Source organism: Megamonas hypermegale (genome assembly GCF_900187035.1).
In the GTDB taxonomy this organism is placed as follows: domain Bacteria; phylum Bacillota; class Negativicutes; order Selenomonadales; family Selenomonadaceae; genus Megamonas; species Megamonas hypermegale.
This window is the reverse complement of the sequence record NZ_LT906446.1, coordinates 2,111,839-2,126,603: the sequence shown is the minus strand read 5'-3', so window position 1 is coordinate 2,126,603 and position 14,765 is coordinate 2,111,839. Positions and strand designations below refer to the sequence as shown.

15 protein-coding genes are annotated in these 14,765 nt (G+C 29.9%); 1 reads left to right on the top strand and 14 read right to left on the bottom strand.

Annotation, left to right across the window (positions count from 1 at the left end):
* Positions 1–156 precede the first annotated feature (156 nt).
* The 14 genes from CKV65_RS10260 to CKV65_RS10200 form a co-directional block, all read right to left on the bottom strand.
* Complete coding sequence (locus tag CKV65_RS10260; protein WP_027890687.1) at positions 157–675, bottom strand: hypothetical protein; 519 nt, start codon at positions 673–675, stop codon at positions 157–159.
* Between the two features lie 115 nt (positions 676–790).
* Positions 791–985 carry a hypothetical protein gene (locus CKV65_RS10255; protein ID WP_155909594.1) on the bottom strand — a complete coding sequence of 65 codons (195 nt, stop codon included), beginning with the start codon at positions 983–985 and terminating at the stop codon, positions 791–793.
* Positions 986–1,210: 225 nt separating this feature from the next.
* A complete protein-coding gene (locus tag CKV65_RS10250; RefSeq protein WP_157738459.1) occupies positions 1,211–1,405 on the bottom strand; it encodes a hypothetical protein in 195 nt (64 codons plus the stop codon).
* 668 nt (positions 1,406–2,073) lie between these two features.
* On the bottom strand, positions 2,074–2,262 hold the full coding sequence (locus CKV65_RS10785; protein WP_155909598.1) for a hypothetical protein: 189 nt from the start codon (positions 2,260–2,262) through the stop codon (positions 2,074–2,076).
* 224 nt (positions 2,263–2,486) lie between these two features.
* Positions 2,487–2,681, bottom strand: coding sequence for a hypothetical protein (locus tag CKV65_RS10245; protein WP_157738458.1), 195 nt, complete (start codon positions 2,679–2,681; stop codon positions 2,487–2,489).
* Between the two features lie 848 nt (positions 2,682–3,529).
* Entirely contained in the window at positions 3,530–3,718 is a 189-nt protein-coding gene (locus CKV65_RS10240; RefSeq protein WP_155909571.1) for a hypothetical protein, read from the bottom strand.
* Between the two features lie 762 nt (positions 3,719–4,480).
* Complete coding sequence (locus tag CKV65_RS10235; RefSeq protein WP_027890018.1) at positions 4,481–5,590, bottom strand: LPP20 family lipoprotein; 1,110 nt, start codon at positions 5,588–5,590, stop codon at positions 4,481–4,483.
* A gap of 88 nt (positions 5,591–5,678) precedes the next feature.
* A complete protein-coding gene (locus CKV65_RS10230; RefSeq protein WP_027890017.1) occupies positions 5,679–7,400 on the bottom strand; it encodes a TM1812 family CRISPR-associated protein in 1,722 nt (573 codons plus the stop codon).
* A 150-nt stretch (positions 7,401–7,550) separates the two neighbouring features.
* Positions 7,551–7,874 carry a hypothetical protein gene (locus tag CKV65_RS10225; protein WP_027890016.1) on the bottom strand — a complete coding sequence of 108 codons (324 nt, stop codon included), beginning with the start codon at positions 7,872–7,874 and terminating at the stop codon, positions 7,551–7,553.
* A 280-nt stretch (positions 7,875–8,154) separates the two neighbouring features.
* Entirely contained in the window at positions 8,155–9,132 is a 978-nt protein-coding gene (locus tag CKV65_RS10220) for a Gfo/Idh/MocA family protein (protein WP_027890015.1), read from the bottom strand.
* A gap of 11 nt (positions 9,133–9,143) precedes the next feature.
* Positions 9,144–10,574, bottom strand: a complete 1,431-nt coding sequence (gene pdxR, locus CKV65_RS10215; RefSeq protein WP_027890014.1) for a MocR-like pyridoxine biosynthesis transcription factor PdxR — start codon at positions 10,572–10,574, stop codon at positions 9,144–9,146.
* Positions 10,575–10,640: 66 nt separating this feature from the next.
* Entirely contained in the window at positions 10,641–11,873 is a 1,233-nt protein-coding gene (locus CKV65_RS10210; protein ID WP_027890013.1) for an ATP-binding protein, read from the bottom strand.
* A 120-nt stretch (positions 11,874–11,993) separates the two neighbouring features.
* On the bottom strand, positions 11,994–13,460 hold the full coding sequence (locus CKV65_RS10205; RefSeq protein ID WP_027890012.1) for an ATP-binding protein: 1,467 nt from the start codon (positions 13,458–13,460) through the stop codon (positions 11,994–11,996).
* Positions 13,444–14,124: a response regulator transcription factor gene (locus CKV65_RS10200; protein ID WP_027890011.1), complete on the bottom strand. Its 681-nt coding sequence runs from the start codon at positions 14,122–14,124 to the stop codon at positions 13,444–13,446. The genes CKV65_RS10205 and CKV65_RS10200 overlap by 17 nt, the downstream gene beginning before the upstream one ends.
* 218 nt (positions 14,125–14,342) lie before the next feature.
* Between CKV65_RS10200 and CKV65_RS10195 the strand changes: the two genes are divergently transcribed.
* A complete protein-coding gene (locus CKV65_RS10195; RefSeq protein ID WP_027890010.1) occupies positions 14,343–14,693 on the top strand; it encodes a NirD/YgiW/YdeI family stress tolerance protein in 351 nt (116 codons plus the stop codon).
* Positions 14,694–14,765 lie beyond the last annotated feature (72 nt).

Here is a 14,765-nt window from a genome sequence, read left to right as displayed (position 1 = left end):
TATTTTTCTATTATACTTATACTCTATTTTTTCTAAAATTCGGCATAGTTTATATAAATTTTATAAAAAATTTTAAATCTTATCTTTATGTATAAAAAATCATGTACTCTAAAAATTATTAAATATTTCTAAAGTACATGATTTCATACAATCTTATTATCTCTTAACGCTTAATACATTCATTCTTTCCAAAGAAAAAATGTTATCTGTATCAAATAAACTTAAACCTAAATAATAAATGCCTTCTTTATTTAATGCAACTAACTCATCATCATTTCTCCATGCTATCATTTTACCTATTTCCTTATTTTTATCTTCTGCTACTACTTCACCAAGTTCTTTAGTAATAACCTTAGTTACTTTGTCAAATTCTTCATCAGTCAATTTTTCTGGAAAACAATATTGCATCATAAATAATCTATCGTTATTAAAATATGCAATAGCTTTTGTATCCATTTCTTGACCATATAAGTTTATCTTTTTATCTAAGTTTATTTCGCAAGCTTCCAATATCGGTCTTATCGAATACTTTTCAGAAAACTCATGGTATGACTCTCCCCATGATACACCATTGAGATGTTTTATTTCTTTACTTGAATTTTCACTAGCAAAGCCTACCGCAGGAACTAAAGTTACCATAGCTAATAATACAAAAGTAATGATTGTTTTTTCCATAAAAAATACGTCCTTTCTAATCACTAAAAGATTTTTGAGCATAAGCTACATTTAGTAACTTATGCTCATGGGATACAAATAACTCTATATAAAATTAATTAAGGAGGCAATTTTATTACCAGTTTCTTTCATAAGCAAAGCAGCCTCGTCTTTCTGATGGATAGTACCAATTATCGTAATAACTGCAATGTGCCCTACCATCTGAAGCTCTATTATATTCTTCCCAATGAATACAATCTGAACAATTTCCGCCAAAAAATCCTTTTGGAATACAAATTTTAGTTTTAATTTCATTTGCTTTGTTTTTCATAATACTAACTCCAATCTTAATCATAAAATTTTATTTTACCTTTAAGTTTAATATTTGTTTATTTTTTCATCGCCCTCTTTAATATCTATTCTATATATTATATCTCCTGCTTTTTCCAAAATTCGGCACAGTTTTTAAAAAATTTTTGAGCATAAGCTACATTTAGTAACTTATGCTCATGGGATACAAATAACTCTATATAAAATTAATTAAGGAGAGACTTTATTACCAGTTTCTTTCATAAGCAAAGCAACCTCGTCTTTCTGATGGATAGTACCAATTATCGTAATAACTGCAATATGCTCTACCATCAGAATTTCTATTATATTCTTCCCAATGAATGCAATCTGAACAATTTCCGCCAAAAAATCCTTTTGGAATACAAATTTTAATTTTAATTTCATTTGCTTTGTTTTTCATAATACTAACTCCAATCTTAATCATAAAATTTTAGTTTACCTTTAAGTTTAATATTTATTTATTTTTTCATCACCCTCTTTAATATCTATTCTATATATTATATCCCCTACTTTTTCCAAAATTCGGCACAGTTTTTAAAAATTTTTATAAAAAAAGACATAACTTTTAATCTAAGTTATGTCTTTCTTTCATTTTACTGCTAAGCATCACTTGTTAATATTAATCAAAAATTCACCATAAATACATTTAGCATAATTCTATAACCCAAATCACATTGTACAATATTAATACTTAACTATAATAAGTCCATCTAAAACAAGTGACTTAACTCATGTGAGACCGTACAATGTTAATGCTTAATATAGTGCCATTTATGTAAAAGGCAATCTGATTCAAACACGAGACCGTACAATGTTAATACTTAACAGGTTTATCATGGTTTTTCTATAATTAATTATCAAACATTTAATTATCAAACGCGAGACCGTACAATGTTAATGCTTAACTGCAATAAAATCAATGTTCTTTTTCTTCATTATATATTATATATCCTTATTTTTCAATCTTTAATAGAAATCTTACCAGCCGATTTCAGTTTTATGTCTATCTTTTTTAATATTTAATATTATAGACTTTTTACTTTTTCGGCTGGCAAAACTCATCTTCTTTTATTCCTTCCGAGCAAAGCAGCCTCGTCTTTCTGATGGATAATACCAATCATCATAATAACTACAAAATGCTCTGCCACTTGAGTCTCTATTATATTCTTCCCAATACCGACAACCTGAACAATTTCCACCTAAAGTTCCTTTTGGAATACAAATTTTTGTTTTAATTTCATTTACTTTGTTTTTCATAATACTAGCTCCAATCTTAATCACAAAATTTTAGTTTACCTTTAAATTTAATATTCATTTATTTTTTTATCGCCCTCTTTAATATCTATTCTATATATTATATCTCCTGCTTTTTCCAAAATTCGGCATAGCTTTTAAAAAATTTTGAGCATAAGCTACATTTAGTAACTTATGCTCATGGGATACAAATAACTCTATATAAAATTAATTAAGGAGAGACTTTATTACCAGTTTCTTTCATAAGTAAAGCAACCTCGTCTTTCTGATGGATAGTACCAATCATCATAATAACTACAATATGCTCTACCATCAGAATTTCTATTGTATTCTTCCCAATAAATACAATTTGAACAATTCCCACCGAAAAATCCTTTTGGAATACAAATTTTTGTTTTAATTTCATTTACTTTGTTTTTCATAATACTAGCTCCAATCTTAATCACAAAATTTTAGTTTACCTTTAAATTTAATATTTATTTATTTTTTCATCGCCCTCTTTAATATCTATTCTATATATTATATCTCCTGCTTTTTCCAAAATTCGGCACGGTTTTTAAAAATTTTTATAAAAAAAGACATAACTTTTAATCTAAGTTATGTCTTCTTTCATTTTACTGCTAAGCATCACTTGTTAATATTAATCAAAAATTCACCATAAATACATTTAGCATTATTCTACAATCTAAATTACATTATACATTGTTAATGCTTAGCGTATTTGTTAAAACAAAGCTACCAGAAGGCGCGAAACCATACAATGCTAATGCTTAACTCAAATGCATAGCTACTACCATCAAGGTTCTAGATGTTCGGACGAGACCGTACAATGTTAATGCTTAACAAGAATTTCTATTTTATAGCTACATTTAAATGTTTCGGACGAGACCGTACAATGTTAATGCTTAACGTAGTCCCAGATACATCTGCTGCTGACTTTCCATTGGACGAGACCGTACAATGTTAATGCTTAACTCGACACTATTGAAGATTATCTTATTATTTACCCAACGCGGACGAGACCGTACAATGTTAATGCTTAACTCGACACTATTGAAGATTATCTTATTATTTACCCAACGCGGACGAGACCGTACAATGTTAATGCTTAACCGCAGTAAAATCAATATTCTTTTTTTCATTATAGCTTATATATCCTTATTTTTCAATCTTTAATAGAAATCTTACCAGCCGATTTCAGTTTTCTGCCTATTTAATATTTAATATTATAGGCTTTTTACTTTTTCGGCTGGCAAAAACTCATCTTCTTTTATTCCTTCCGAGCAAAGCAACCTCGTCTTTCTGATGGATAATACCAATCATCATAATAACTACAAAATGCTCTGCCACTTGAGTCTCTATTGTATTCTTCCCAATACCGACAACCTGAGCAATTTCCGCCAAAAAATCCCTTTGGAATACAAATTTTTGTTTTGATTTCATTTGCTTTGTTTTTCATAATACTAACTCCAATCTTAATCACAAAATTTTAGTTTACCTTTAAATATTTATTTTTTTTTCATCACCCTCTTTAGTCTCTATTTTATATATCACCTACTTTTTCCAAAATTCGGCACGGTTTTTAAAAATTTTTATAAAAAAAAGACATAACTTTAATCTAAGTTATGTCTTCTTTCATTTTACTGCTAAGCATCACTTGTTAATATTAATCAATAATTCATCATAAATACATTTAGCATAATTCTACAACCCAAATCACATTGTACAATATTAATACTTAACTAAAGCCACAATTAAAGTATCAAGATAAAATAGAAGGCGACCGTACAATGTTAATGCTTAACAAGACTTTATGTGTCTTAATATGTTTGTTTGCCTTAGCGAGACCGTACAATGTTAATGCTTAACTCGTTAAATCCATATCCTGCTTTTCTATATCTAAAAGTGAGACCGTACAATGTTAATGCTTAACTTAATAGAGAGCGTAAAAATAAGAAGCGCTATATTAAAGTGAGACCGTACAATGTTAATGCTTAACGCAGTAATTTTTTCTGTTTCTATTTTAGGAACAACTAAGTGAGACCGTACAATGTTAATGCTTAACCGCAGTAAAATCAATATTCTTTTTCTTCATTATAGCTTATATATCCTTATTTTTCAATCTTTAATAGAAATCTTACCAGCCGATTTCAGTTTTATGTCTATCTTTTTTAATGCTTGATATTATAGGTTTTTTACTTTTTCGGCTGGCAAATAAAACTTAATATACTACTATCGTTAAAGTATTATACGTAATTTGTTGCAGTTTAAGATTGCAATTTATATTTTGAATTAACTGATTATAAATATTCTGTGGTGTTCCTGAATATTTTATATCAATAGTTGCTGTACCTTCATCATAACTATTTACCCTTGCTGAATTTACTCCTCGAATATTTTGTAAAGCATTATTTACCATATTCACTTTATTATAATCAGTGGTTATAACTTTTAGTTCTATATTTTGTTTATTCCCACTACCATAATTTAAAAGCTTTTCTACAATATAATCTCCCATTTTTTCACCAGCATTATTCAATGCTTTTTTCCCTGCTATAAATTCTGTTACATCAGCAGCTTTGCCATAAGTGCCATTAGCAGAAATTATTTGTCCTGTTTTTGCTATAAAGATTTTAGCTTCTAAACGAGCATTGCATGATAAAATCCCTGTATTTCTCCCTCTGCCATTACCAATAAATTTACTTACATCACCAACACCTTCACTAAAGGCTTCACCTACTACTAATATATCTACATTTAAATTATTAGCGATATTTTGCATATCTTGATTTGTCAAATAATCTAGCTTACCAATAGTATCTCTCATACCTTCTGCATACACTATTCTACTAAATCCAGCTTCTATCAATTTATTGATTACAGCCGTTTCACCAGCAGGGTCAGGAATTTTTGCTCTGATATGATATTCAGGAATTATAACCGCAATCTTTGGGTCACGAAGTTGACGATTAATTATACCCAATCTTGTAAGCTCATTCATCAATTTAGAATTAGGATTTGTATCCACATCAGCTAAAATATTAACTTCATACAAACCATCTTCAAGCCATCTTTTATCTATCACTTGATAATTAGTGATATAACCTTTAGAAAATTTATAAATCTCATCATTAAGTAAGATGCCATTTTTAACTAATGCAGTCGAATCTACCATAGTACCAACTGCTTGCTCTATCGCATTTCTAAGTGCGTCTCTTTCTGCTTCATCATAATTCATACCATGACCAGATACATTTACTGATTGCGCTGATGCCACTGCCCACCATAAACTACATAAAAGGCATACTATTATCATTACATATTTTTTCATAAATATCACCTCATCATCGTTATATTATATCTATCACCTATTTTTACAAAAAAACGGCATGAAAAATGATATCATGCCGTTTTTTTTATTAAAATTTTTCATCTATTAAATTAACACTATTGATTATTGCCTGCGCTATATCAAAATTACTTTCCCGACTAGCTGCCAAACTATTAGCATGACTAACTTGATTACGCCAATCATTAACATAATTAGAATATTCTTCTACAAATTGTAATAATCGTTCTTTAGGTAATTTCGTTTCTATGATATTTTTTTCTAACATCTCCTTAAACATTTCTCTTCGTTCCTTTGATTTTTCTACAGTAGTTAATTTCTTATCTTCTTTTAAATCAAAAATTTCTCTCACTCTATTTTTTTCTATCCCTTTAACAGAATTTAAAACAACTGCTTCCAAATTACTGTTTTCTTTTATAAGTCTTCTTGTTAAATATACTTCAAAATCATTTTCATTTTTTGGCATACTTTCTCTTAAAATCTGTTTTAATATACTATTGTTGGATAAATTAACAACTGCTTTATAAAAACGATAACGAGTTGTTTTCTTTATAAAATCAATTGTTTCCTTTAAAAAATCACTGAATTTTTTATTTTTGTCTTTTACCTTTCCCAAAATTTTATTTGCGGATAAATCACTTTCTATCAAACCTCTAACTGTACTATATGTCAATTCATATTCTTCAACATCTTCCAACTTTATTTGCGACGACTGAGACATTCTATAATTTTTAAAAAAACTGACTTGCCAATTCGACCAAGCTTTATTTTTTCTACATTCTTCTTCAATAGAAGCATCTTTTATTATTACTAATTTATTTTCAATTAAATATACTGGTATCCATTCTGTATAAAAAGTTATCGCTGCTTGTAAAAAATCTCTTTTAGCACACCATTTTATAATAGCAGGTACACTACTAGGCTTGTTATCTTTAGGCAATATATCCGCGTACGTTTTCTCTATCACTAATATCAACTTTGCAAAAAATAACTCTTGTTCACTTAATCTATTACTTTTCGATTTTATTATTCTTTTATAAATTTTCAGAGAATCATTCAATAAAGATAATACATTTGTCATATCTTTATAATTCGTACAAACTTTTATCGCTTCTGAAAAATCTCTCATCTCTTCTAATAGTAATTCAAGCGCTGAAGAACTTGTTCTTAATTTTTTACTATTTAACTTGTCAAAATAATTTTGAATTTGATTTACACTACCAAATGAATTAAATTCTTCTGCTCCACCTAGTAATGTAAACATATCCATGATATCACTAGCATTTTCTATCTTTGCAGTATTGAAATTAACATACAGCACCAATCCAAGCTCCATACCTATATATTTCAACATTCTAATCAATGCCAACATCAACATTGAAGCATGTCTTAAACCACCAGTCATATCTACATGGATAACTACTGTATCATCAGGATTTTTTTCTTTATAAGCCTGCAATTTATCAAACATTTCAGATATACTTTTAAAAGAGCCTTTCATTTCTCCATTGTTATAAAGCGGTACATCAATTATTTTATCTTTATAATATTCATCTTGTATGAGTTCTTTAAATTTATCTAAAGATGTTTCTCGCACTTGTTCAGAAATAAAAGCATATATCTCATCTATCTGTTGCTGTTCTTGATTTAATTTCCATGCTATATATTTCAATGCTGTTTCATTAGTGTGTTTACAACTAGCCTTAAATAAATTACTATCATCTGTGTATTCTTTCTCAATACTATCATCACGATATAAACTCATTATAAATAAAACTATGTTTTTAACCATAATTACACCGCCTTATTTAAATTTAACAACAAAATCTTATATCAATTTTAATAGTATATTTTCTATTTTTTATAACACAATTCCTTTATATATTTTTATGTGGTACTTGATAAAACAAGCACCACATAAATTTTATTAATTTATAAAAATCTAAGCTGCTTTATGATACTTATTTTTTGCACCTCGTTTCAAGACAAAATCATCTAATTCTAAACAATCAATGAGATATGACATATTATGATGAAAATATTTCTTTAAAACCATTAAAGGTATATTATGACTTCTGTTGTACAATACTTTGTTAAGTAAAATTGGAGATTTACAAAAAATATAACAACTTTTTCTATAGTTTTTTGTAAAAGCATATTCATATCCTCTTCCTGGAATAATCAAGTAATAATCTAGTTTGTTCTTATACTTGCTTGAAACCTTCGCAACAACATAAACATTATTTTTAATAGATACTTTATTCATAAACAATCAACCTTTCTTTATAAAAAAACTTATCTATATATATGTATATCCTCTATAATTTTAAAAATCTGGCATGATTATAAATTTTTTAATGAAATTTTAATAAAAGTCTTGATAATTTATATATACCCATCAAAATACAAAAGATTTGCATTACAATTTCTATACTTATCTACACAAACGTAGCAAAAAGTTACTTATTAATAACAAACTAAAAATATTCCTGTATCGATATAATATAAAAAGCTTCCAATACAATTTGTACTGGAAGCTTTTTTACTTAAAACTCTAAATTTCCACTTTCACGTGCTTGTTCTAATACTTTCATCACCATCATGGAATGGTCTAAGTTTTCATAGCATGTTTTATAATCTTGTTGTTTGAACATCTGCTCAAATGCAATGAATTCATTTATCATGCGATGATTGTACCGTTCTTTACTAACGATTTTTTCTGTTTCGCCTTTTTTGTTTACCCTTATCAGCGCACATTCATTTGTTGCACCTTCTAAACGCATATATCCTTTTTCGCCTTGGAAAACAATTCCGCTTACGCTTTCAGAATCTTTAGCTGCACTACATACTACTGTAAATCCATCATAATCCAATAGTGCCGTGCCAGAAGTATCTATGCCATTAAAGCCTAAGTTTGCACGATAAATTATATTTTTAGGCATACCGAATATACCTACAATAAAATGCAAATTATAAATATTTAAATCATACAATGCTCCGCCAGCACTTTCTGGACTGAAAGCTGGTGTTACTTCTTTATTTAAATATTTATCGTAACGACTAGAATACTGTGCATAATTGGCATGTACATAATGAAGTGTGCCAATTTCTTTCAAATTATCCTTTATATATTGATAATTCGGCGCATAAATAACAGTAATCGCTTCAAATAAAAATAAATGCTTATCTTTCGCTATCTGTATTAATTCTTCTGTTTCGCTTGCTTTCACTGTAAAAGGTTTTTCGCAAATAACATTTTTTCCAGCTTCTAAAGCTTGCTTAGTATATTGATAATGCACATTATTTGAAACTGCTACATAGATAAAATCGATATCGCTATCCGATAACATTTTTTGATAATCTGTATAAACCTTGCTAATATTACATTCTTGAGCGATTTTTTCTGCTTTTGCCTTGCTTTGCGCTCTAGAACAAATAGCTTCAATTGATATGCCTGCTACAGTTTTAGCAGCACCTATCATCTCTCTTACAATTTTGCCATTTCCAGCAATCCCAATTTTCATCAAAACTCCCCCTATTTCATTATCTCTGCCAAAATCTTTATTCCCGTTTTTATTTCTGCCAAAGACAATACAGCAAAACTTATGCGCAATTGTCTATGGGGTGCTCTTCGCACAAAAAACGGTGCACCATTTGAAATTATCACCCCTTGTTTTTTAGCATTCTCAATCACATCATCAGCTAGAAGTCTTTCTGGTAAATTAAGCCAAACAGATAATCCCCCTGTAGGTTTTATATATGAAATATCCTTTGGCAAATATTTTTTCATCATCTTTAAAATGAAATCAAATTTAGTTTTATAAATACTGCGAATAGAATTTAAATGTTTTTGCCATAATCCTTCACGCAAATAATAATCAAAAATTCGCTGTGTAAGTCCTGAGGTTGCAATATCTGAAATGTATTTTACATTTAATAATCTTTGCGCTAAATCTGAAGGCACAATCAAATACGCTAAACGAAGCCCAGGCATAAAAACTTTTGATAAAGTGCGAATGTAAATTACCCTATCATCTGTATCATACGTTTTAAGCGGTAACATTTCATTTTTGCTATAATACAGACCACCGATATAATCGTCTTCCAATATATATACATCATGATACCGTGCCAATCCCATGAGTCTATGGCGAACGTATTTACTATAAGAAATCCCTGTAGGATTTTGCACATTTGGCATCACATATATAAGACGCGGTTTAAATAGCTTTAATTTATTTTCTAGGTCTGCTAAATCAATTCCTTCTTTTGTGAGTTTTATATCTATAATCTTTGCTCCACATGAACGAAAAGCCGCCATTGCACCTGGATATGTCGGACTTTCTACAAAAACGATATCTCCGTGTTTTAATAAAGCACGCGCTACAATATCTATTCCCTGCTGTGCCCCTGATATTATCTGCACATTTTGCTGTGTCGTATTTATCTTCTTTTGCGCTAAAGATTGCACAATGGATTGTCTAAGTGGCAAATACCCCTTACTATCTTGATACGTAAATGCATATCCTTTATCTCTTTTTAAAATTTCATCTATTGCCTTTTGAAAGATTTCCATAGAAATCATCTCTGGATTTAAAGATACACTGCTCATATTGATTACATCAGTTGGGATATTTTCTGCATTTACTTCCTCTGCTAAATCAATCAATACATCTTTTTTCTCATCAACTTCCGAGCTAATTGTATTCATTTGCTCAGCTACATAACTGCCACTGCCACGGCGCGTGAAAATATAGCCGTTTTTTTCCAATTCTCTATACGCACTCACGACAGTGCCGTTATTTATATTTAGTTGTTGCGCTAAAATGCGTACCGGTGGCAATTTATAACCAGCAGATAATGTTTTGCATTTTATTTTTTCAGCAATCTCATCATAAAGCTGTACATATAATGGTTTTTTACTTTGTTTATTTAAACTTACAAAATCTATTAAATTCTTATTCATTGCCTGTTTTCAAAAAAAGACTTATTGCTAAAAGCAATAAGTCTTCTCTTTTGTCCTTTTTATCTTTTATTTATTATAAATCTGTCCTAAATAATACGTTACAAATTGTTGTGCAATTCTACCTGAACGACCAGAATGTTCTTGTGCCCATGCACCTGCTTTTATGCGCAATTCTTCTTTATCTAAAACTACACCGTGTTGACGCAATAAACCATCAACGATATCTAAATATTCCTGTTGATTTGGACTTAAATAATTGATGATAAGACCAAAGCGGTCTGACAAGGAAATCGTTTCATTGAGCGTATCATTGCGATGCATATCATCATCATCTACGCCACGATTTTTATAACTTTCTTTTATCAAATGACGGCGATTAGATGTAGCATAAATGAGTACATTTTCAGGTTTAGCAGATGCTCCACCTTCGATTGCAGATTTTAAATATTTATATTCCACTTCAAATTCTTCAAAAGATAAATCATCTAAGAATATGATGAATTTTTTACTGCTGTATGTTCTGAGTCTTTCCATGATTATAGGAAGTGCTATAAGTTGGTCTTTAGTCAACTGTACAAGACGCAAACCTTTATCAAAAAATGAATTTACTACAGCTTTTACACCAGAAGATTTACCAGTACCTCTAGCGCCTACTAAAAGTACATTATTAGCTGGTTTGCCTTCTACAAATGCCAATGTATTATCATTCAACTGCTGTTTTTGCTGTTCATAACCGATGAGTTCATCAAGACTCATTGCTTCAAAATACTTAATGCCGACTAATTCTTCATCGCTATTACTCCAACGGAAAGCTCTATAATCTGCCATATCACCGCTGCCATAAGTACGATAATATTCAATGAAAGCATCAGCTTTTTCTTCTACAGTTTTTGCTGTAAGTAAATTTTCTTCTAATGTTTTAAAAGCAGCTGATACATTTTTAACAGTTGGCTCATAATCATCTAAATATTCACAGCCTAATACTATACTTGGTTTTAATACGAGTAATTTACTCAATATATCAATATCGTGGCAAAAAGCTTTGTATAAACTTGTACCGATTTTGCCACCAGAGCTTTCTACCGCATAGGATACACAATTATTTTTATGGGCTAACATATATAAGATATATACTTTAATGATGTTTCCAGATAAACCTAATTTTTCTGCTTGCTCAATAAACTGTGCTGCAAGTTTTCCTTTATTTACACTTGCGCCTCCCATAAGTTTATTAAAATCTTCAATAGTTTTATCATCTAATAAATGATGACAAACTAATAAATTATGTAAATCTAACATAAAAAAAATCCCTTCTTTTTATCTTAATAAATGTTATAAAAAAAATTATAGCTCATTATGTTCAATTAGTACATATTTTTTCATGAGTTTTGTACTAAAATCCATAATGAGCTATTACTATCAGCCAAAATCAAGCGGTATGAATAAAGTTATCGTCGTTCCCTTTTCCAGTTCACTATCTAATTTTATTTCAATATCATGTGCTTGTGCAATCCATTCTGCAATAGAAAGCCCAAGTCCCGTACCGCCTACACCGTTTTTAGTTCTGGCTGCATCAACACGATAAAAACGTTCAAATATTTTCTTTTGTTCTTCTTTACCAATACCGATACCATTATCAGATATTTTTACAATCATCTTATTGCCATCATTATGCGAAGAAATCTCTATTTTCCCGCCATCTGGTGTATATTTTATACTATTATCTAAAAAGATACGCAACATTTGTCGCATACACAATGGGTCAGCAAAAATATACCCATCTTCATTTAAGCTACAAGTCACACTGTGTTGTGGTGCTATAAGTTGAGTATCTTTAGCGATATCTGCAATAAGTGGTTTCATGCTAATTGATTCTTTATGCAATACCTGTCTTTTTTGGTCAGCGCGTGCCAAAAATAATAATTTTTCAATCAAGCGTTGCATATTTATAGCTTCAGAATGAATTGCTGTTATACATTCATCAGCCGTTTGCGGGTCATCTTTGCCCCAACGTGCCAACATATCTGAATAACCACAAATTACAGTGGCTGGCGTTCTGAGTTCATGCGAAGCATCGGAAACGAATTGTCTTTGCTGTTCAAAGCCCTTTTGCAATCTCTCTAACATTAAATTAAACGTATTAGCGAGTTCTTCAATTTCATCATGCGTTGGTGGCACTTCTATCCGCTTATTTAAGTCCTGAATTTCTATATCTTTAACTTTTTTAGTTATATCGCTGAGCGGTTTTAATAATTTTCTACTAAGCAGAAAACCGCAGATTATAGAAATCAACACACCAACAAGACCAACATATAAAATTGTTTCAGAAAGCTCTTCTAAGAAAACCTTTTCAGCCGTTATCGTACGCAAAAAATGCAGGGTATATACATTATCATCTTTTTCAATCGTTCTTTGGGTGTAGAATATCCAAAAATGCCTAAAATTAATAAACTTTAAGTTCTCAGGCAATAGTGCATTGCGAATGTAATCACCGAAACTAGGACTTTGCGTTTGTAATTGCAAATTATTCTGTACCTTATCATTTGAAATATACATCGGCATGCTGTCGTAAATCACATTATTATCCTTGTCCGTTATGCGCATTACTACACCTGGAATTAATGATGATTTTTCCACATCTTTAATAATCTCTTCTAGCCCTTTTTCATTAGCTTTTTTCTCTACAAAATTTGCTGAAAGCGTGATTGAAATTTCCGCTTCATGATACAGTACATAATGAATGCCAACTAAAGTAGCACTTAATGTTATTATGAGTATCATTGACAACATAATGCTATAAATAAACGCTAATTTCAATGAAATAGGCATATATCTCAAACGAAGATGAATGTGTTCTTTTATATACTGTTTAAGTTTTGATAACATAACCAATTCCTCTTACCGTATGAATGTATTTTTCCTTAAATTCATCATCAATTTTAGAACGCAAATATCTGATATATACATCTACAACATTCGTATCGCCCATGTATTCATAACCCCATATGAACTGCAAAATCTGTTCACGCGATAATACATGGTCATGATTTTGTAACATATACAATAATAAATCGTATTCTTTTTTCGTAAGTTCTACCAATTTACCATTTACAGTAACTTCATGGCGGTCTAAATAAACAATTATATTCTTAAAAACAAAGGTAGCAGCTTCTTCTTGCTTAGCTGTATTATTATGTTTGCGCAATGCTACGCGAATTCGTGCTAAAAGTTCCTGTATAGCAAAAGGCTTTGTTATATAATCATCTGCACCAATATCAAGCCCTGTTACTTTATCACTGATTTCATCTTTAGCTGTGAGCATTATAATAGGAATATCAGATATTTTTCGTACATTTTTACAAATAGTAAGCCCGTCCATCTCTGGCAACATTATATCTAATAATACTAAATCGTAATCTTCTTGTATGATTCGTTCATATGCACGTAACCCGTTACTTTCACTTGCTGTAGCAAAGCCTTCATGCTCTAGTTCCATCTGCAAAAAACGAGCAATGCGTCTTTCATCTTCTACTATAAATATTTTTGTCATTGCAACTCCTCCTTAAAGATTTATCTACTTATATGAAAACATTTTTTTCGACAAATAAAAAGTACTATTCTGTATTTTTAATCAAATTTTAATTTAATTGTAATTTTTCTTTAATAATAATTGTTTATTATATAAGTGTAAGATGTTGTAGTTACCATACTAAAATAAAAAACAAAATTGTAATAATAAATAATATATAATATATGGAGGTTACCTTTATGAAAAAATTACTCATCGCTATTTTAAGTGTTTTAATCATCTGTGTAGTAGGCAGTGCTGCTGTATTTGCTGCTAGACATAATTCTGGCAATATACAGCCAACTACAATTGCTGAAATTCAAAAAAATTCTTATGATGACCAACGTGTATTAATTGAAGGTCAATTCACAAAACACGTTTACGATGATATCTTCACATTCCAAGACAACAATGGAACTGAAATGAATGTAGAAGTTGATGATGATTGCTGGTTCAATTTAGAACTCAACGTACCTGTTCAAATTCTTGCTGAAGTAGATAAAGATTGGCATGGTATGGATTTAGATGTAAAAGGCATTAAGAAATTATAATAAAACCCCTAACATATAGTAGTTACAGAAATCTTTTCTGTAACTATTTTTATTTATATTTCAAAAAAATTT